Source organism: Photorhabdus aballayi, assembly GCF_026153155.1.
Lineage (GTDB): Bacteria > Pseudomonadota > Gammaproteobacteria > Enterobacterales > Enterobacteriaceae > Photorhabdus > Photorhabdus luminescens.
This window is the reverse complement of sequence record NZ_JAPFCD010000045.1, coordinates 1-20,934: the sequence shown is the minus strand read 5'-3', so window position 1 is coordinate 20,934 and position 20,934 is coordinate 1. Positions and strand designations below refer to the sequence as shown.

Genomic DNA, 20,934 nt, shown 5'->3' with positions numbered 1-20,934 from the left:
TTATTTGTCTGAATCAGAAAAATGCAGGGTGACAGGCATACCTTGACGCAGGGCATCATCCGGATCGGTGACAATAATACGTAACCGATAGACTAGATCGGTACGTAGATCGGGGGTCTCTACATTTTTTGGCGTAAATTCGGCGGTGGGTGAAACAAAGCCAATTTTGCCGTGATAAGGTTTATCTTTGCGGCTGTCAGTATAGAGTAAAATTTCACGTCCGGGGGTTGCCTGCCCAAGATAGCTTTCACTGATATAAGCTCGAACCCAAACCGGGTCAGTTAGAGAAAGCGTAAACACCGTATTGCCTGCTGCCAGCATAGTGCCTGGTTCAATGGCGCGGGTTAGGATAGTACCCGGTGAGGGAGAAGTCAGTTGAGTATCTTGTAAATCCAATTCAGCCTGCGCAACCGCCGCTTCGGCTTGAGCAAGCTGGCCTTTGGCTTCTGCAATTTCTTCTTTACGATAACCAGTTTCGAACTGGTTCAGTTTATCTTTTGCTGCTTGTAAAGCCGCTAATGCCTGATTACGATTCGTTCTAGCATCATCTAATTCGTTGGCTGAAATAACTTTGCTTTGCCACAAGCCTTGCTGGCGTTTGAGGAAACTATCAGCGAAATGCCAGGCAGCTTCACGTTGTGCAACTTCCGAACGTACTTGGGCAATTTCTTCGGTGCGATAACCCTCTTCCATCATAGCCAAACGTGCTTTAGCGCTATCACGAGTGGCTTTCGCTTTATTGAAAGCGTTGATAAATGGCCCATTGTCCAGTTGGCCGATCACTTGATTAGCCTTAATGGTATCGCCTTCATCAACTTGCAGATTGGCGAGTTTACCACCGACTCGGAAACTAAGATTAACAGTACGTATATCTACATTGCCATAGAGAGTCAGAGTTTTATCATTTTTACCTTGATAATAGTAACTCCCTAAAATAGCGCCAAGAACAACCGCGACCACTAATATTGCCAGTGTGAACTTTTTGTTGTACATGATATTCCCTGTTATTTTACTTATTCGAATTATGTTTTTTCAGTCCATTCAGTAATAAATCAATATGCTGGATAAGGATCTGATCAATCAATTTATATTCTTCGGGCCCAATATTATTCCAGCCGGTTTGGCGTAATAAAGTTTCCCTTGCCATGCGGAAAGTGAGAACTTCTCCCATTAATGCATGGGTATGGAGCATGGTAGAAAGTTGATGTTCATTGGCGCCGATATAGTGGGCAATCAGTTTATTTAACCTGCTATGAAGAGGCACTAGTGCTTGTTCATGGATCAGAGTATAGGCATCTGTTGGTGCAAGTTGTTCTCGGGCCATAATCCGGCTGATATTAATACTCTCTTTTTCAATCATCAGACGATTAACGCCAAGAAATCCTTCATGAATTAATCTCAATATATTTTCCGGTGAGCCTGTCGTTGATGATGAAAAAAAGCCATCAATCTCTTTAAAAAGATGAGTGAACTCCTTCTTGATTGTCTCAGTAATATACTGGGCGACTGCCTGATAAAGTCCCTCTTTAGAGCCAAAATAGTAGGCTATGGCTGCAATGTTCTGTTGAGCGCGCAATGCGATTTCCCTAGTCGTTGCGCCGGTTAGTCCTGATTTACCGAAAATTTCAAGGGCTGCTTCGAGTAACTGTTGTTTAGCTTGTTCGCCTCTGGCGGTTTGGGTGTTGTTGACTGACATGGACATGAATCCTGTTGCAAATAATCAAAAGACTTAAACAAAATATCAATCATTGGTTAACTCTATACTTATAGTAAATCAATGTAAATTGCATGAAAATGTTATGGATCATGAAAATTACCGGGTAAATAGCTGTAGTTTTAGTTGCACCCTCAGAAAGTATATCTGATATAATAATTCAGATATGGAGCATTGCAGTTTGTGTTTTTTCCTTTGTGGTCTTTACCACGTCTGATTTTCTTCCCATAAAACTGCCCCTGAATAGCGTTCAGGAATGGTGAAGTCTGGAGCATTTCTTATTTATGAGTTTTGAATCACTTGGCTTAAGTGCTGATATTTTGCGTGCCATTGAAGAACAAGGTTATTCAGTGCCAACGCCAATCCAACAGCAGGCAATTCCTGTCGTATTAGCGGGTAAAGATTTATTAGCGAGTGCTCAAACAGGCACAGGTAAAACCGCGGGTTTTACCTTACCCATGTTGCAACGGTTAAATGATTCTCCTATTCAGGTGAAAGGGCGTCGGCCAGTTAGAGCATTAATCCTGACGCCGACCCGTGAATTGGCGGCTCAAGTGGGTGAAAATGTACGTGATTACAGTAAATACCTCAGATTGCGCTCTCTGGTTGTTTTTGGGGGTGTTAGCATTAACCCTCAGATGATGAAATTGCGGGGTGGTGTGGATATTTTGGTCGCAACACCGGGTCGTTTACTGGATCTTGAGCATCAAAATGCCGTTGATTTATCGCGGGTAGAAATTCTGGTATTAGATGAAGCTGACCGTATGCTGGATATGGGGTTTATTCATGATATTCGCCGGGTGCTGAATAAATTACCACCGAAACGGCAAAATTTACTGTTTTCTGCCACTTTCTCTGACGATATCAAAAACTTAGCCAATAAATTATTGCATGATCCTATTAGTGTTGAGGTTGCGCGTCGTAACTCTGCTTCTGAACAGATTGAACAGTTTGTTCACTTTGTCGATAAAAAGCGTAAAGGTGAGCTGCTCTCTTTCTTGATCGGCAGCCGTAATTGGCAGCAAGTTCTAGTGTTTACCCGAACTAAACATGGCGCCAACCGTTTGGCTGAACAGTTAAATAAAGATGGTGTAACAGCTTCTGCCATTCATGGTAATAAAAGTCAGGGGGCGAGAACCCGTGCGCTGGCTGATTTTAAAGATGGCCGGATCAGAGTACTGGTAGCGACAGATATTGCTGCCCGTGGTTTGGATATTGATCAACTGCCTTATGTGGTGAATTTTGAATTGCCTAATGTCGCCGAAGATTATGTCCACCGTATCGGTCGTACTGGTCGGGCAGATGCGACAGGGCAAGCACTTTCTTTGGTCTGTGTTGATGAGCACAAATTGTTGAAAGATATTGAGCGTTTGCTAAAACGGGAGATTCCTCGTATGGCAATTCCCGGTTATGAGCCAGATCCAACCATTAAGGCTGAACCTATCCAAAATGGCCGTCAGGCACGTGGCGATAATCGGCAGAAAAATAGCCATCGCCGTTCTGGCGCACCTTCACGTCAGCGTAATCGCAATCATGATGCATCCCATAAATCGCCTAACGCTAGAGGTTAATGAATGCGGGTTTTACTGGCTCCGATGGAAGGTGTGCTGGATTCCTTGGTCAGGGAACTGCTGAGTGAGATTAATGAGTATGATCTGTGCATTACGGAATTTTTACGGGTTGTCGATAGCCTATTGCCGGTAAAGTCTTTTTATCGGATTTGTCCTGAATTACGTAACCAAAGCCGGACATCGTCCGGCACATTGGTACGGGTTCAGCTTTTGGGTCAATATCCGCAGTGGCTGGCAGAAAACGCGGCACGAGCAATTGAATTGGGATCTTATGGCATTGATTTAAATTGCGGTTGCCCGTCAAAAACGGTTAATGGTAGCGGTGGCGGGGCAACGTTGCTGAAAGATCCTGAACTGATTTATCAGGGGGCAAAAGCGATACGTGAAGCGGTGCCTGCTCATTTGCCCGTGACGGTTAAGGTTCGCTTGGGTTGGGATAGTGGCGATCGGCAATTCGAAATTGCCGATGCGGTACAACAGGCAGGCGCGACCGAAATTACGGTTCATGGGCGAACCAAAGAGGATGGCTACAAAGCGGAGCGTATTAACTGGCAAGCGATTGGTGAAATTCGCCAGCGTCTTTCTATTCCGGTTATCGCCAATGGTGAGATTTGGGATTGGCAAAGCGCGCAGGATTGCCTGAGTGTGACAGGTTGTGAGGCAATCATGATTGGGCGGGGGGCGCTTCATGTTCCTAATTTGAGCCGAGTGGTGAAATATAACGAACCAAAAATGTGCTGGCAGGACATTGTTCAACTATTGCAAAAATATATTCGGTTGGAAAAGCAGGGTGATACCGGGCAATATCATGTTGCTCGGATTAAACAGTGGCTTGGTTATTTGCGTAAAGAATATGAAGAAGCAACAACTCTGTTTGAAAAGATAAGAAAGTTAAAAACGTCTGTTGAGATAGCACATGTTATCTCTGGTGTGACGGGTGATTAACTACCTATCCCAATAGGGCTATTTTATTTGCCATAAAGAGCGAACTTGGGCAGTGCTTAAACAAAAGCATGCCCATAAATATGCAAGGTAGTTACTCTTTTTGAGGATTATTTTTATTCCACTCATCGTGGGTTATTTCCCACGTTTCCGAGAGCATTCTTCCGCTAACAAAGTCTTTATTCTCTAGCTTTATTAATCGCATACCACTTTTAATTGATATTTTCCTTGAAGCGATATTGTCACTGGATTTTGGCGCTCTGAGTACTTTGCGATTTAAGGTATTAAACCAAAAATCAGTGACTACTTGGACTGCTTCGGTCATAAACCCGTTTCCATGCCATTGTGGGTCTAGCCAGAAACCTCTATTATTATTTTCTTGATCATATAGAGATATCATTCCTATTATTATTGATGGATCATCCTTCTTTCTTATAGTCCAAAACCATGCATTTCCTTCTGCCATTGATGGTAGCGCGATCTTATTTATATATTCCAAGGCGCCATCATCTGGGTAGGGCCACGGGGTGCTTGCTGTCAGATAACGAACAATTTCCCACTGAGGAAAGATCTTTTGAATTTGTATATAATCCTTACTTTCTAAAGGATGTAATATTAATCTTCTGGTTTCTAGCTTTTTGGGTTTCATTTTGGCTTCTTTTTGTCATGTTTTGGTTTATAAAAAGTCAGATGATGATGGATTCATTATCATTGCGTGATATTTTTGTCAAAGAAATTTTAATTGATGTGATGATGGTGACTATGAATGATTTTGGCATATTGGGAAAAGAATGGAACCTTTAATCAAGGTTCCATTTTGGTTAAGTTATAAAAAGATTCAATGTGATAAAATTAACAGGTATTATCTTCGTCTTGAATGATAGATGAGAGGACATTTCTGATATTGCGAGATTGACCATCGTTAATCACAACAATGTCGTAATTAGTCGGTGGATTAGTACGATCATTAACTACAATAAAACTCATGCCATACTCTTTGGCATAAGCATCAATGTGTTGAGATACGAGTTTTTCAATTAAACCTTGAGAAGGTTTTAAGTCAGGTGCAGTAAAAGGTAAATCTGGCGTAAGTTGAGTGTAATTCTTATCCTTCACGACTGAGATAAAACCGTTAACGATTAAAGTTGATATTGGATAGAGAACCTTAATTTCTTCTAATCCTTTTACACTCCAGGCTAGGGTAACGATATCTTTACGATTGTGGATGCGGAGAAAATTACTTTTATAGCTAGACAGTAATGTCCCATTAAAAACAGATTCACTATAGGATGCAAAAACATCGTTACCGGCAGTTGGGGCAGCAAAGGAGGAAACATGAATACGAATATTATTGTTTCCTTTATCAATATAACGTCTCTTTAAATACAGACCAAGCGTAGAGGCCATCACACCGCCTAAACTGTGCCCTGTAAGGGTAATATTATGTATACCTTCTTCCAGAGCAATTTTATCAACTGCTTCAATCAATGATTCACCATAACCAGCAGGGTTATTGCTCTTTATTTGGTTGACAATATAGTCTAAAGTTATATGGGTTCCTTTTGAAATTTTAGCATCTTTGGGGGCTTTTGAATCCCAAATTGACCAGTTTTCAGTTGTGCCTACATTGAAATTCTCATCAAACCAGTTAACAGCAGACCATGATCCGCGAATAACAATTCGATAATCGTTTGGATTATTGAGATCTTTCACAATGAATAAAACGTGATCATCTTTTTTATCTGAAACGCTCTTTTTCTTATTAACATCAACACTACCGACACGAAAAACAGCAGGTCCCCAAACGATAGAGAATCTATTTGCTGTTGCTTTACTACTTGCTAATGATTTTTGAATATTTTCTGAAACGATAGCGGGTTCTGGTTGATTTGTTATTATACTCCCCGAGTTAATAATCAGGCCTAACGCAAGATTTATTTTTTGATCTTCAAGAGAAATTGTCATTTTTGTTTCCAATTTTTAATATAGTGAATGCTGATCTGATGTATTAGCTTAAACACCAATGATCAATACTTTGGGTTTTTATTTAAATAACAGAGTCAAAGTTAATAATCATCTTTAAATCTGTTAAAAGAGAGTATATAATTTTTTAAAGTTATTTTATTTAACAAAATAAATTATCTATTGTGAACTTTAAAATAACCGATAAAAATTATGCTATGGTTTTGTAAGATTATATTAGCCATTGGGAATGTAACGTGAAGGGCATAGATATATTATTATCTATGGATAATAGTTTATATTGATATCTAAAAAGTAAGTGATAGTGAATTACTGTAATTAGTTATAGGTAAGAAAAATAATTTATTTACTCTATTCAATTATACCCAATGGATTTCAAGATGCATCGCGACGGCAAAGGAGCGAATCCCCGGGCGCATAGATAACTATGTGACCGGGGTGAGTGAGTGCAGCTAACAAAGAGGCAACTTGAAAGATAACGGGTATATACCCAATGGATTTCAAGATGCATCGCGACGGCAAGGGAGCGAATCCCCGGGAGCATAGCGAACTATGTGACCGGGGTGAGTGAGCGCAGCCAACAAAGAGGCAACTTGAAAGATGACGGGTATAACTTATTGCAATGAATGGAACCTTTAATAAAGGTTCCATTTAAATCAAATATATACATAATAAAATAAAATTATGTAATGTCGATTTTATCCTTAGTCAGAAACTTGAAGAGATTAATAATACTTTCGGATAGGCTATCATTAACCACAACTATATCGTAACAAGTCGGTATCTCTGGACTATTATCAATTCGAGTGAAACTCATGCCATACCCTCTGGGATATGCATCAATGTGTTGATAACCTATCTTATCAAATAAGCCGTGAATAGAGTCTGGAATCTTTGTAGTAAAATAGTAATCTGGAAAGAGCTGGGTATAATTTTTATCGAGGACAGAGAGAATAACAGCATCGACAAGTATTTTGATTGCCAGATGTGGATAGATAGCTTTAATTTTCTTTAAATCTTTTATAGCCCATGCTAAGGGAACGATATCATGATTATTATGAATTCTCAGAAAGTTGCTTTCGTAATAACTATGCATTAATGTTCCGCTAAAGACAGACTCAGAATAGGATGCGAAAATATTATTACCGGCAGTTGGAGCTGCAAAGGTACATATTTGAATACGAATATTATCGTTTCCTTTATCAAGATATCGTCTCTTCAAATATAAACCAATAGTAGAAGCCAATAAGCCGCCCAAACTGTGCCCTGTGACGGTAATATTCAGTATCTTATCTTTCCCTTCTTCTGTGGTAATTCTATCAATTTCATCAATTAGTGATACACTATCCTTATTAAGAGGCTTGCCATTAATAAGAGACTTTAATGCTAAGTCTGTTCCATAGGAGATCTTAGCGTCTTTAAATTCTTTAGGGATATTTGTGTCCCAATTTGACCAGTCTACAGTTGTCGCTACAAGAAGATCTTCATCAAGCTCGTTAATTCTGGACCAGGTTCCCCGAATGACAAGGCGATAATCACTTGAATTGTCGGTATTTTGCACAATCATTACAACGTGATCATATTTTTTATCGTGATGCTTTTCATCAATACGGAACACTTCCGGTCCCCAAACGATAGAAAATTTATCTGCCGTTGTCTTACTGTTTTTAAGTGATTTATTAATATCACACTTGATGGTGTTTATTTTGTCTGGTTTGTCAGAAATTTCTCCAGAATTAATAATAAGGCTTAACGCGAGATTTAATTTTTGCTCTTCAAGAGATATAGTCATTTTTACTCCCTCCAATTTTTTCATATGATAAATATTGATCTGATATTTGGGATGAAAAATTAAGGTTTGATTTTTAAAATTTTCCGGCTAAATAAAAAACATAGTTAATTTTAAATTTAATAATGAATTTTAAATCTGTCAAATGTGTGCAAAGAATTTTTTAATATTATTTTGTTTGGCAACATGTAAATTATTTATTACGAAATTAAAACTAGGTGATAAAAATGATGTTCCAAATAATTACATGGAAATATCATTACATCTTTGAAAGGCTATATATACCCTATGTATTTTAAGATGCATCGCGACGACAAGGGAGCGAATCCCCGGAAGCATAGATAACTATGTGACCGGGGTGAGCGAGTGCAGCCAACAAAGAGGCAACTTGAAAGATGACGGGTATAAGTGACTGTGGATATCATTCTGATTATGGGAAGTAGTTTATTGTAATGAATGGAACCTTTAATAAAGGCTCCATTTATACTCTGCGAGAAATATACATAATAATATAAAATTATGTAATACTGATTTTACCTTTGGTTAGAAATTTGAAGAGATCAATGATACTTCCGAATAGGCTATCATTGACTACAACAATATCGTAATCAGTTGGTATAGTTGAATTATCATCAACGGTGATAAAACTCATGCCATACTCTTTGGTATAGGCATGAATATGTTGATTGACAATATTAATCAGTAAATCGTCAAATAACATTATTGGTGATATTGGAATCTGTGAATGAATAGGGAAATCTGGGAAAATTTGCGTGTAATTCTTATCAAGGACAGAGAGGATAAGAGCATTAATTGTTACAGTTAACACTGGATAGATAGCTTTAATTTTTTCCAAATCTTTTGTGTTCCAAGCCAGAGGAACGACATCTATGCTATTATGAATTCTCAGAAAATGACTTTTATAACCGACTACTGATATGTCATTGAAAATAGATTCAGAATAGGATGCGAAAATATCGTTACCAGCCGTTGGGCCTGCAAAAGCACAAACATTAATCCGAATATTATTATTTCCTTTATCAAAGTACCGTCTCTTTAAATATAAACCAATGGTAGAAGAGAGTATGCCTCCCAAACTATGTCCTGTAATAGTAATGTTTTGTATCCCTTCTTTCAGGGCAATTTTATCAATGGCATCAGTGAGCGATTCTCCATAACCGGGAGGGTTATTGCTTTTTATTTGATTAATAATGTAGCCCAATGCCATATCAGTTCCATAGGCTATCTTGGCATTTTCAGGTGATCGTGAATCCCATCGTGCCCAATCTTGCGTGTTACAGACAATAATATCTTCATTGAGCCAGTTAATATCGGACCATGATCCCCTAATGACCACACGATAGTCATTTGGGTCATGGCGATTTTGCGCAATGAATAGAACATGATCATCTTTTTTATCTATAACGCTTTTTTTCGCATTAATGTCACCAACGCGAAACACTGCGGGGCCCCAGATGATAGTGAATTTATTGGCTGTTGCTTTACTGCTGTCTAACGATCTTTGGATATTTTCCGAAACGATGCCCGGTTCTGGTTTGATAGTTCTTATACCTCCAGAGTTAATAACGAGGCTGAGCGCGAGATTTATTTTTTGATCTTCACGAGAAATAGTCATTTTTACTCCCTATTTTTTCATGTTATCAGTGTTAATGCGAAGTATTGGTTTAAATATCAAGATTTAATTCTGCTGCTCTTCCATTTTGACAAAAACAGAATTTAACTTAAAGTTAATAATAACTTTCAAATATGTCAAATAAGTACATAGGTTTTTTGATATTATTTTATTTAACAAAAATATAAATTATTTATTTTGAAATTAAAAGTAAACGATCAGAATTATATATTAAATAATCACATGTAAATATTATTTATATTTTTTGGGATTATGTCTATTATTTAATTGTAGCAATAGGTAAATAGCTTTGAAATTATCTCTGTGAATAATTTTGTTGGGAATGATTATAAATCGGTGATATTCTAGTGATATATGAAAAAAGTGACTTAATTATTATATTTAAATAATTGTCGTTTAATGGAGCCTTTGTAATAAGGCTCCATTAAATTTAGATAAAATATAGAGAAAGCATAATCAATTTATACGACATTAATATTGTCATTCAGGCAGAGGTATCTGTAAGAAATAAGCGACAATATCTTGAGATAGATTACTATTAATAACCACAAGATCATCAATAGGTGGTTGAGTACCGTCATTAACTTCCACTAAATTCATGCCATATTGATTGGCATAGGCTTTAATATGTTGAAAAACAACTTGCTTATTGAGATCTAATTTTAAAATAGGTGCTGTAAAAGATAAATCTGGCGTAAGTTTGGTATAACCCTTATCTTTCACAAGCAGAACAATCTTTTTAAATCTGTTAATTAATTTCTCATCTAATTTAATTAATGGCTCATAGATAGTCGGAATCTTTGCTAATCCATCCAGGTTCCAGATGAGGGAAATGACATCTTTTTGATTATGAACCCTTAAGAAATGGCTCTTATAGCTAGTTGCTGACGAGTGGTTAAAAACAGATTTAATGTAAGAGGCAAAAATGTCATTACCGGTATTTGGGCTGGCAAAAGAGCAAACATGAATACGAATATTGTTGTTACCCTTATTAAGGTATAAGCGTTTTAAATATAATCCAAGGGTAGAAGCGAGAATACCACCCAAACTGTGTCCGGTGACGGTAATATTATGTATGCCTTTTTCCGAAGCAATTTTATCAATTGCTTCAATGAGTGATTCTCCATGACCAGGAATATTGTTACTTTTTACTTGATTAACAATATAGTTTAATGCTATGTGGGTTCCATAAGAGATCTTAGCGTCTTTAAACTCTTCAGGAATGTTTTGATCCCAAAGTGACCAATTTACAGTTTCGTGTACAGCAAAGTTTTCAACCTGCCAGTTAACATCAGACCATGATCCACGGATAACGATGCGATAATCGTGGGGAATTTTGCGATTTTTCACAATGAATAAAACGTGGTCGTCCTTATTATCTTTGCTGTTTTTTCCATTATCAACACGAAAAACAGCGGGTCCCCAAATAATAGAGAATCTATTGGCAGTGACTTTGCTCTTTTCCAATGATGCTTGAATGTTTTCCGCAACCATAGCTGGTTCTGGTTTTTCGCTTATTATACTTCCTGCACCACTGATAAAGCTGAGCGCGAGATTTATTCTTTGATCTTTAAGAGAAATGGTCATTTTTACTCTCCATTTTTATGATATAAATGTTGATATTGTGCTTTGGTAAAACATTAATATTCAACTTTTCAGTACTTAGTGCATTAGAATGTTTTATTTTTCTTGCTTTGTCGTAAAGATTCTAAACCCATCGTGGTGTTTATCTCTTCACTGTTACTTCATGCTCACGATTTATTGATAAGAATGGCTTGCAATATTAGCTCCTATTGGAATAGTAGCTTAATCTTATTTTTAAATAAAAAACAGAATCGAATTTTAAGTTAATAATAATAATATTTAAATTTACAAATATATTTATTTCATTATTTTATGTAACTATGATTGATAAAAAATAATATTGATTGATGAATGGATAATTAAATTAATAAATGGGATTGTGAAATATAACGATATGGGTGTTATTTGATTGGCTGCTATCTGATGATCGAAAGATATATCTATACCCTATGGATTTCAAGATGCATCGCGACGGCAAAGGAACGAATCCCCGGGAGCATAGATAACTCTGTGACCGGGGTGAGTGAGTGCAGCCAACAAAGAGACAACTTGAAAGATGACGGGTATATTTGTATATATTGAATAATTAAAGGGCATAAAGTAAATATGCCCTATGGCGTTTAATTATTTTTCAAGTGGCAGAGCATCATCTGCTCCCCATTCAGCCCATGAGCCGTCATATAAATAAACATCTTGCTTGCCGATGATATCTAAACCCAGTACCAAAACGGCAGCGGTCATACCTGATCCACAACTGGCGATAACCGGTTTGTTTAAATCGACATCTTGTTTATGAAAAATATCTGTAATTTCATTTGCCGATTTAAAGTGACCATTTTCTACTAACATGTTCCACGGAACGTTTTTACTACCGGGAATATGGCCCATTCTTAATCCAGGGCGTGGTTCTGGTGCTTTAGCTTGAAAACGATCCGTTGCTCTGGCATCGACAATTTGGATTTGTGGATCATTTAGTGAAGCCAAAATGTGTTCTAGGGATTTCACTTTATCGGCATCGAAATCGGTACTAAAGATTTGAGGATTGCGTTGCACTTCACCTGATTCTGTTGGTAATCCTGCCTGTTGCCAGCCTTGTAAACCGCCATCAAGAATACGGACGTTATGGCTGCCGAATATCTTAAATGTCCACCATGCGCGGGGGGCAGAGAACATATTTCCTTGGTCATAAATCACGACTAAATGATTTTCACTGATGCCCATTGCGCCAACAGCCTGGCTGAAAGTTTGCGGATCGGGCAGCATATGAGGCAATCCACTTTGATGATTGGCAACTTTGTCTAAATCAAAAAATTGGGCGCCGGGGATGTGGGTATCCAGCCAAAGTTTATGGCAATCAATTTGTTGAGGTGGTGGTGGGGCAGTCGCATCAAGGATGACGATATTCTCATCATTAAGATGATCTTTTAACCATTGTGGAGTGACAAAGTATGCGTTATTCATGAGGTTCCTCACTAGACACGAAGATGAATTGGATACAAAGATAAAATGAGTGTCACGGCCCGTTATTGTTGTTGTATCGGTGCTGTGTTGGCTTCTTGCTGTTGGCTAGTTGGTGATTCTATCGGTGTAGTTGAGCGGGTATACATATTAAGACCTGCCAAGAATACGCCGCCAATTGAACCAAATGCAAAGATAGCGATGAAAATGATAGGGAACTTTTTCATTATTGTTCTCAGGTGTTGTAGAAAATAGGAAGTATATAGCGTTCTGGATAGCTGGCAAGGTGTTCACCAATTTATACCCTTCATCTTTCAAGTTGCTGCTTTGTTGGCTGCTTTCACTCACCCCAGTCACATCGTTATCTATGCTCTTGGGGATTCGTTCACTTGCCGCCGCGCTGCAACTCGAAATCTGTTAGGTATAACAAACGTAGTTGACCAATTGTCGCCTCGACATGAAGCTGATTTCATTTCTGCTCTGTGGGACAATAGCGCCCCGGTTGTATGGCAGAGAATTCAATGGCACTTTCTAATTCAATAAAAAATCAGATAAGTCAGTGGTATAAAGCATTACCTCAACATATTAATGGTTTTATTTCTCGTGCTCCTCAGCGACAGATGATTGCCGAAGTTGCAAAAACGCTTGCGGATCAGGAAGGGCGCCATTTGGTTATTGAGGCGCCAACCGGCATCGGTAAAACCCTTTCTTACCTGTTGCCTGGCATTGCTATCAGTAGAGCGGAAAGTAAGCCATTGGTTGTAAGTACGGCGAATGTCGCTTTACAAGATCAGATTTATAGTAAAGACCTGCCACTGTTGCGCAAAATTATTCCCGATCTGAAATTTACCGGTGCTTTTGGTCGTGGTCGTTATGTATGCCCACGCAATCTTGAAGCTATCTGTGCAACTGATAGTGAGCAGATCGATCTGATGTTTTTGGTTGAGGACAAAACAGAGCTTGCCAATAGCGAAGAAAGGGAATTGTGTCGTCGGTTGCGTAGTGATTACACAACCTTTGCCTGGGATGGGGTGCGTGATCACCATAAACTGGCTTTGTCCGATGCTTTGTGGGTGAAAGTGAGTACGGATAAAGCAAATTGTCTGGGGCGTAACTGTCAGTATTATCACCGTTGCCCATTTTTTATTGCTCGCCGTGAGATCGAAAATGTAGATGTGGTGGTTGCTAACCATGCGTTAGTGATGGCGGCATTAGAGAGTGAATCGGTACTCCCTGATGCTAAAAATTTGCTATTGGTACTCGACGAGGGACACCATATACCGGATGTTGCCAGGGACTCTCTGGAAGTTGAGGGGGAAATCACCCTGTTTCAACTGAATGGTCAGTTAGATACCTTTGTTCGTCATGTTGAGCAATATTTGGTGCAATTCCATCCGGCAAAGCCACCACGCTTAGCTAATGCCAGTCGCCTGAATGAACACAGTGAAAAACTACGGGAGTGCTTTAAAGAACTCGCTATTATTACTCAGGCATTTTTGCCTGAAAAAAATGAAGTAGATGAGTATCTGTTTGAGATGGGTAAGTTACCGGATAACTTGCTACTTTGCTGCCAGCAGCTATTTAAACTGACCGACGGTTTACGGGGGTTGGCAGAAGCGATACTGAATGATTTAACTGAGCGAACGGCTAAACAGGATATTGTCAGATTGCATCGGTCTATTTTGCAGACCAGTCGCACACTGGGATATTTTGAAAATATGGCTAAGTTGTGGCGTTTAGCAGCGCTGGAACAGTCATCTGGGGCGCCAGTATCAAAATGGTTTAAGCGCCGTTATGAGAAAAATCAATCGCACCTCTACTTCCATTGCTCCGGCATCAGAGTCAGTGAACAGCTTGACCAATTGCTTTGGCGTAATATTCCTCATGTGGTTGTGACATCGGCAACACTGCGTTCCTTGAATAGTTTTTCCCGTATTCAGGAATTGACTGGGTTAACTGAAAAAGCAGGCGACCGTTTTGTCACATTGTCATCGCCTTTTGATCATATGCGGCAGGGCAAATTGGTTATTCCCAAAATGTCGTTGGAGCCGACACTGCATAATGAAGCCGCTCATTTGCAAGAGATGGCGTGTTATTTCAGGGCTCAATTGCTGAGGCAGCAACATAAAGGTATGTTGATTTTGTTCAGTAGCCAGAGGGCGATGGATATTTTTCTCTCTTATGTGACAGATTTACGTCTGATGTTACTGGTGCAGGGGGATCAGCCACGTTATCGGTTAGTGGAAACTCATTGTCAGCGTATTAATGAAGGGCAGTGTAGCGTATTGGTTGGATTGCAATCTTTTGCGGAAGGGTTGGATTTAAAGGGGGATTATCTGTCCCAAGTTCACATTCAAAAAATCTCATTTCCGCCAGTGAATAATCCAGTCATTATTACTGAAAGCGAGTGGTTGAAATCACTTAAGCGTTATCCGTTTGAAGTGCAGAGTTTACCCAGTGCTTCTTTTAGCCTTATTCAGCAAGTAGGAAGACTTATCCGTAGTCATGAATGTTATGGTGATGTGGTGATTTATGACAGGCGCTTATTGAGCAAAAGGTATGGCCCAAGATTATTGCAGGCGCTGCCCGTTTTTCCTATTGAACAGCCGGAGGTTATTTCAGAGGCGGAAATTGGCAATATAAAAAAGATAACTGAAACTCACACTTAGCGGAAGCAAGGCGATAACTATGCTCATAATGTTTCCTCTCATCCGCTCTGTTTTTCGTGCACTGATAATACGAATAACCTCGGTACCATCTAGGATTTATAATTCCTATCAATCAAGGATTAAGTCGTTGCAGCAAGATGCGAAAATTGGAATCCTGTTGCTGCAACTACGCTACGCAGAGTTTTGAGTGTTGGATTGCCTTTCGGCGACAGTGTGCGATACAGCGTCTCACGAGAAACGCCTGCTTTGTCAGCAATTTGCGCCATTCCTCCACGCGCCTCTACTACGTGGCGTAATGCCATTAGGAACGCTTCCTGCCCGCCTTCTTCATCCATATCAACAAAAGCCTGATGCAGGTAATGCCGCGCAAATTCAGGATCTTCGCGGAGAAGTTGCACCATAGCATCATCATGTAAACATGCTTTAGCCATAATCACCTCTTTAAGTAATCTTCTAGGCATTCAATAGCCTGTGCTATATCAGCATTTTGGGTGCGTTTATCACCCCCCAGTAAAAGCAAAATAATCTCATTACCAACCTGGCTGTAATAAACCCTGTAGCCTGGCCCTTGATCTATACGAAGCTCCCAGACGCCTGCTCTGCATGGTTTATGATCACCAAAATTTCCTGTAGCCATCCGGTTAACCCGCGACGAAATTTTTGATTTCGCTATCGGATCACGAATCCCTTTCAAGAATTCCATGTACAGATCCCGTTTATCGGGAGTGAGGTAATGTTTAATCGTATTCATTTGGCGTACTGTAGCCTTAAAGCTACAATGCTGTCAATATAGCTGGGGAGTATTAATGATATCCCCATAATAAGTACCATAAGAATAGCCAGACATCTCTGTTGATGTGGCTGCAATTCTTTTTTTGATTTAAACGATAGTTATAAGTATAGAAATAAATCTACCCAAAATCGGGATTTATTTTCACTCTTAGCAAAAAATGCCACCCTCTTTATAGGGGCGGCTAATTTGGTAAATATATACCCGTCATCTTTCAAGTTGCCTCTTTGTTGGCTGCACTCACTCACCCCGGTCACATAGTTATCTATGCTCCCGGGGATTCGCTCCCTTGCCGTCGCGATGCATCTTGAAATCCATTGGGTATAATTAATAAAAAAGGCGATTTATCCTACTTTTTTCAGAAAACAGGTTTTCAATACTAATCCTCTGATTTTATCTGTGTTACATTCGACTTCATCTTCACGATGAGTAAGACGGATATTTTTAATCAAAGTGCCGCGCTTTAACGTTGCTGATGTGCCTTTTACTTTTAAATCCTTGATGACCTGTACAGAATCGCCATCATTAAGTAAGGTGCCATTACTGTCTTTTACGTCGTTATCCATTTTATTATTTCCTCAAGTTATTTCTGAAAATAAGTGTGGATTATAGACAATTTGTGCTGATTTTTAAAGAATATGGTTATACCCGTTATCTTTCAAGTTGCCTCTTTGTTGGCTGCTTTCACTCACCCCAGTCACATCGTTATCTATGCTCCTGGGGATTCGTTCACTTGCCGCCGCGCTGCAACTCGAAATCTATTAGGTATAAATTCGTCCATGTGGAGGGCATTTTATGATGTTTTGCCGTATCGGATATTGGGTGATGAAAGGCTAATATAAACAGGCCCCCGTTGTTAACAGGAGCCTGCAAGTTTTAGAGCTCTTAATATGACGGCTCTTTATATTTTACTGCTCAACGCTTGCTTCAATAAACCATAAGAATTTGTCGAGATCACGGGAGGCGGCGGTTAACATATCTGCGGTGTTTTCATCCTCAACTTCATCCATCGCTTTACGAATATCATTAGCGACAACAGCATAACGGTCGGCTAATGCTTTTAGATGATCCTGCACGTCATGGATATTTGTTGGATAGCTTTTCAGCATTGTGTTCCTATTAACTTCTTGTACGGTGCCGAGAGCTATTCCACCAAGTTGTACGACTCTTTCGGCGAAAGTATCTGTATGTTCAGTAATTGTGGCGCGAAAGGTATCCAGCATTTCATGGACGGAAATGAAATTTCTGCCGCGCATGTTCCAATGTGCTTGTTTAGTAAGTAGCGAAAGATCAATAAATTGGATCACCATGTGATTTAGAATTTCAGTTGTTTCCTGTTTAATATCATCATCGATATCATTACGAGTATAAAGTAGCGTGGATGTCCCTGATTTGACTAATTTAGCTGTTTCCATAATAATTTTCCCTTGGTGTTGAAGGTGTTAATAATAAGATTTTTATTGATGAGATGAATGTAACTCGATACCAATTTTAAATCATATAGCTTATTCCTATTAAATCAATAGTTCATTTTTATAGGAAAATATTTATCATGAAATTTTTAGGATAATATTGAAAAATATAATAATTTATTAGGTGAATCTATGTAAGGCATTTAATCATGAATGATAACTTTTTTATTTATAAAAAACCGGAGAATGATTTTATTACTCCGGTTTTCTTTATTATCTCGATTAAATGAAATGATTAATCGACTGAGGTGATTTTAGGTTTTCCTTTTATCGTTGATGTAGAACCGATAGAGGCGAAAATAATACAGAACAGCGCTAGCCATTGAGTCATAGTTAAATGTTCATTCAGAAACACAATACCGGATAGCGCACCCAGTGCGGGTTCAAGGCTCATCAGAGTACCAAATGTTTGTGCAGGTAAACGAGTCAGAGCAATCATTTCCAGTGTATATGGGAATGCAGTAGATAGAATGGCAATTGCCAGCGCCAGAGGGAGAATAGACATATCGAATAATAGTTCTGGCCCTGTTTGTATCAAACCGACAGGGAAAAATATCATAGCAGCGATAAATGAACCAATAGACACAGTTGCTGCTCCATAGCCTGCACCAGCGCGTTGGCCGAAAATAATATACAGTGCCCAACAAACACCTGCGCTAAGTGCGTAAATAATCCCTATAGGATCTAAACTATCAATATTATTATTGCCAATGGGTAACAGGAAAGCTAAGCCGGCGATAACCAATGCCACCCAAAGAAAATCTATTGGTCGGCGTGATGAGAACATAGCTACAGCCAGTGGGCCAGTGAATTCAAGAGCCACGGCAATCCCTAAAGGAATAGTTGTCAGCGCCATATAGAATGTATAATTCATTGCACCAAGAGCAATACCATATGTAAGCAGCGGCATGATTGATTTTCGGCTAAAACGCAGGCGCCAGGGTTTAAAAATAATAAACAGAATGATAGTTCCAATACCTAGGCGCAGTGCGGTAACTCCCGGCGCGCCGATAACCGGAAATAGTGTCTTGGCAAGAGAAGCACCGCTCTGAATTGATGTCATGGCAAGCAGTAACAGTATTACAGGTATTAATGGAAAGGCACTCTTTTGGAGCTTGGAAGAAGACATCCGGGCAAAACCTCAATTAAAATCAAGTGATCTGACTGATAATTTTCGCAGTGAAACGTAGATAACTCAATAGGTTTAGAGAATATAATTTTAGAGAAATATTTTTCATTTATTAGACCATATTATATGGTTATAGTGAAATTAAATTTTATTATTGGAATATAATTCTGATATAAATTTACATTGTATTTTAATATGTCGATAATTTAGGGGCTATAGGTGATGAAGGTATTTTCTACAATCTGGTTGATACTTGATTTCATATCATAATAATTAAATATAAGTTATGATTAATGCTAATATATTGAATATGAAAAAACCATTCTTATTTTGTTTTTCTTGGTATTAGCTTTATATACCCTATGTATTTCAAGATGCATCGAGACGGCAAGGGCGAATCCCTGGGAGCATAGATAACTATGTGACTGGGGTGAGCGAGTGCAGCCAACATGAAAGATAACGGGTATAAGTGAGTTGTATGATGGTGATACTAACGTATAATTCTGGTTTTCATGTGAAGATAAAGTGGCAGGAGATAAGATAATGAAAAGTATTGCTGTTTATTGTGGTTCAAGTCTAGGTATATCTGAAATCTATAAAGAAAATGTCATTATCTTCGCAAAGGAATTGGTTAAACGTAATCTTACGCTCATTTATGGCGGCGCCAGTGTGGGTATTATGGGAACTGTTGCTAATACGGTTTTGGCAGAGGGCGGGAAAGTGATTGGTGTTATTCCAACATTACTGGAAGCACGGGAAATATCACATAAAAATCTGACTGAATTATACGTTGTTGAAACTATGCATCAGCGTAAAAACAAAATGATTGAATTAGCTGATGGTTTTGTTGCTTTACCTGGTGGCTTTGGTACGTTGGAAGAGTTCAGTGAGGTATTTACCTGGAGTCAGATTGGGTTACATACGAAACCTTGCGGTATTCTTAATATTAATAACTTTTATGATCCGCTCATTGCCATGATTAATAAAATGGCTGATGAACAATTCTTGCATGAAAAATATCGTCATATGGCAATAATTGAGCAAGATCCTGCCATCTTACTCGATCGTTTTAATACTTATCGGGCGCCATCTGTAAAAACATATTAAAAGCAGTCTTATAATAAAAAAATGGTGTTATTATGATAAGAATTCATAATTGATTAAGATGGGAAAGGGATTATCTCTCTGAATGAATAAACCATTCCTGTTGCATAAATATTTATTTAAATATTTTACCACAGGAATGGTTGTTAATATTAATGGTTAAATATTAGCTTACAATCATATATTCTACTATTGGATTGTTACCGCCATCTGCTGTATAGGATAAGTGTAAATCATCACCTAAATAATCGGTTGAGATTGAGTAGCTGCTGCTGCCAATCAGAGGATTGTTCCATGTAATATAGATACTATAAATTTCGCCTTTGTTATCTACAAATACATAGGTACAACGTCCTGAAACACCACCTAACAGGCTGTTTGAATCACTTCTCCAAATAGCTTTTCCAGGAGTGTTATCATTGCTTCTATTAATTACTTGAGGAGGAAGAGTGGTCCACTCACCTTGATCCAAACGGATAGAATCCTGAATAAGTTTAAGTTTATATATTGATTTGTTGGTTACTTTTGCAATAACGCTGATTGGCGCTTTTAAGGAGATTGCTTCGATCTCTGACATAGTATTACCTCTTGTGATTGATTTTAAAAGTATAATTAATAAATTCCAAGATTTTAATTCAACCTGTTATGGTTAGATAAAATAACTTGGGGCGGAACAAACTTTCTTAGCTATATTTGATAGCTTATTTGTACTTCTTATTAGAATTCCGTTTCTTCATGTTTCCTGAAATTCAATTTTTTTATATCTCGGTCTTTTTATTTATCGTTACCACCATTTTATTATCGTTTTTAATAATTTTTATCCTTTTAAAATATTAGAATTAAAAACAAACTATCTATTAAATGGTGTAGATAAAACGCTTTATTTTGCCTCGATGTTTTTTAAGATACCTTTTCTCTCAGATCAAAGTCAATTTTTTTACTCTTTGTGTTTTATTATAAAATAATAACCGGTTAATTATATTTTTGTACCTAAAAACGTAGATATAAATGATAAAATATGTCTATGTTTTTAATAACCAATATATAAAACAACTATAATGGTAAATAAAAATAG

General features: G+C 38.3%; 19 protein-coding genes. 4 read left to right on the top strand and 15 right to left on the bottom strand.

Features of this window, described 5'->3' with window-relative positions:
• Together hlyD and OO184_RS18630 are read right to left on the bottom strand one after the other, a co-directional pair.
• A complete protein-coding gene (gene hlyD, locus OO184_RS18635; RefSeq protein WP_265380461.1) occupies positions 1-993 on the bottom strand; it encodes a secretion protein HlyD in 993 nt (330 codons plus the stop codon).
• Between the two features lie 16 nt (positions 994-1,009).
• Positions 1,010-1,696, bottom strand: a complete 687-nt coding sequence (locus OO184_RS18630; protein ID WP_265380460.1) for a transcriptional regulator — start codon at positions 1,694-1,696, stop codon at positions 1,010-1,012.
• Positions 1,697-1,998: 302 nt separating this feature from the next.
• Between OO184_RS18630 and rhlE the strand changes: the two genes are divergently transcribed.
• Positions 1,999-3,285, top strand: a complete 1,287-nt coding sequence (rhlE, locus tag OO184_RS18625; protein ID WP_265380459.1) for an ATP-dependent RNA helicase RhlE — start codon at positions 1,999-2,001, stop codon at positions 3,283-3,285.
• Between the two features lie 3 nt (positions 3,286-3,288).
• Entirely contained in the window at positions 3,289-4,230 is a 942-nt protein-coding gene (gene dusC / locus OO184_RS18620; RefSeq protein ID WP_265380458.1) for a tRNA dihydrouridine(16) synthase DusC, read from the top strand.
• 91 nt (positions 4,231-4,321) lie between these two features.
• Here dusC and OO184_RS18615 read toward each other — a convergent pair whose 3' ends face one another.
• From OO184_RS18615 to OO184_RS18585, 7 genes are all read right to left on the bottom strand, one after another.
• Positions 4,322-4,876, bottom strand: coding sequence for a GNAT family N-acetyltransferase (locus OO184_RS18615; protein ID WP_265380457.1), 555 nt, complete (start codon positions 4,874-4,876; stop codon positions 4,322-4,324).
• A 203-nt stretch (positions 4,877-5,079) separates the two neighbouring features.
• The gene (locus OO184_RS18610) at positions 5,080-6,192 is read right to left on the bottom strand and encodes a lipase family protein (RefSeq protein WP_265380456.1); all 1,113 of its coding nucleotides are present in this window, start codon (positions 6,190-6,192) and stop codon (positions 5,080-5,082) included.
• Between the two features lie 700 nt (positions 6,193-6,892).
• Positions 6,893-8,002 (bottom strand): lipase family protein, encoded by a 1,110-nt coding sequence (locus tag OO184_RS18605; protein WP_265380455.1) that lies wholly within the window; start codon positions 8,000-8,002, stop codon positions 6,893-6,895.
• 514 nt (positions 8,003-8,516) lie between these two features.
• Positions 8,517-9,635: a lipase family protein gene (locus OO184_RS18600; RefSeq protein WP_265380454.1), complete on the bottom strand. Its 1,119-nt coding sequence runs from the start codon at positions 9,633-9,635 to the stop codon at positions 8,517-8,519.
• Between the two features lie 498 nt (positions 9,636-10,133).
• The gene (locus OO184_RS18595) at positions 10,134-11,240 is read right to left on the bottom strand and encodes a lipase family protein (protein ID WP_265380453.1); all 1,107 of its coding nucleotides are present in this window, start codon (positions 11,238-11,240) and stop codon (positions 10,134-10,136) included.
• A gap of 621 nt (positions 11,241-11,861) precedes the next feature.
• Positions 11,862-12,698: a 3-mercaptopyruvate sulfurtransferase gene (gene sseA, locus OO184_RS18590; protein ID WP_265380452.1), complete on the bottom strand. Its 837-nt coding sequence runs from the start codon at positions 12,696-12,698 to the stop codon at positions 11,862-11,864.
• A gap of 62 nt (positions 12,699-12,760) precedes the next feature.
• Positions 12,761-12,922, bottom strand: a complete 162-nt coding sequence (locus OO184_RS18585; RefSeq protein WP_265380451.1) for a hypothetical protein — start codon at positions 12,920-12,922, stop codon at positions 12,761-12,763.
• A 294-nt stretch (positions 12,923-13,216) separates the two neighbouring features.
• On the opposite strand from OO184_RS18585, the gene dinG reads away from it, so the two are divergent.
• A complete protein-coding gene (dinG, locus tag OO184_RS18580) occupies positions 13,217-15,364 on the top strand; it encodes an ATP-dependent DNA helicase DinG (RefSeq protein ID WP_265380450.1) in 2,148 nt (715 codons plus the stop codon).
• A 119-nt stretch (positions 15,365-15,483) separates the two neighbouring features.
• Here the strand turns inward: dinG and OO184_RS18575 are convergent, their stop codons facing one another.
• From OO184_RS18575 to rhtA, 5 genes are all read right to left on the bottom strand, one after another.
• Positions 15,484-15,795, bottom strand: a complete 312-nt coding sequence (locus OO184_RS18575) for an addiction module antidote protein (protein WP_176692813.1) — start codon at positions 15,793-15,795, stop codon at positions 15,484-15,486.
• Between the two features lie 2 nt (positions 15,796-15,797).
• A complete protein-coding gene (locus OO184_RS18570; protein WP_265380449.1) occupies positions 15,798-16,115 on the bottom strand; it encodes a type II toxin-antitoxin system RelE/ParE family toxin in 318 nt (105 codons plus the stop codon).
• A gap of 383 nt (positions 16,116-16,498) precedes the next feature.
• On the bottom strand, positions 16,499-16,720 hold the full coding sequence (locus tag OO184_RS18565) for an alkylphosphonate utilization protein (protein ID WP_265380448.1): 222 nt from the start codon (positions 16,718-16,720) through the stop codon (positions 16,499-16,501).
• A gap of 342 nt (positions 16,721-17,062) precedes the next feature.
• On the bottom strand, positions 17,063-17,569 hold the full coding sequence (dps, locus tag OO184_RS18560; protein ID WP_265380447.1) for a DNA starvation/stationary phase protection protein Dps: 507 nt from the start codon (positions 17,567-17,569) through the stop codon (positions 17,063-17,065).
• A 292-nt stretch (positions 17,570-17,861) separates the two neighbouring features.
• Positions 17,862-18,755, bottom strand: coding sequence for a threonine/homoserine exporter RhtA (gene rhtA / locus OO184_RS18555; protein WP_265380446.1), 894 nt, complete (start codon positions 18,753-18,755; stop codon positions 17,862-17,864).
• 543 nt (positions 18,756-19,298) lie between these two features.
• Here rhtA and OO184_RS18550 point away from each other — a divergent pair.
• Positions 19,299-19,862, top strand: coding sequence for an LOG family protein (locus OO184_RS18550; protein WP_265380445.1), 564 nt, complete (start codon positions 19,299-19,301; stop codon positions 19,860-19,862).
• A gap of 163 nt (positions 19,863-20,025) precedes the next feature.
• Here the strand turns inward: OO184_RS18550 and OO184_RS18545 are convergent, their stop codons facing one another.
• Positions 20,026-20,436, bottom strand: coding sequence for a hypothetical protein (locus OO184_RS18545; RefSeq protein WP_049583463.1), 411 nt, complete (start codon positions 20,434-20,436; stop codon positions 20,026-20,028).
• Between the last annotated feature and the right edge of the window lie 498 nt (positions 20,437-20,934).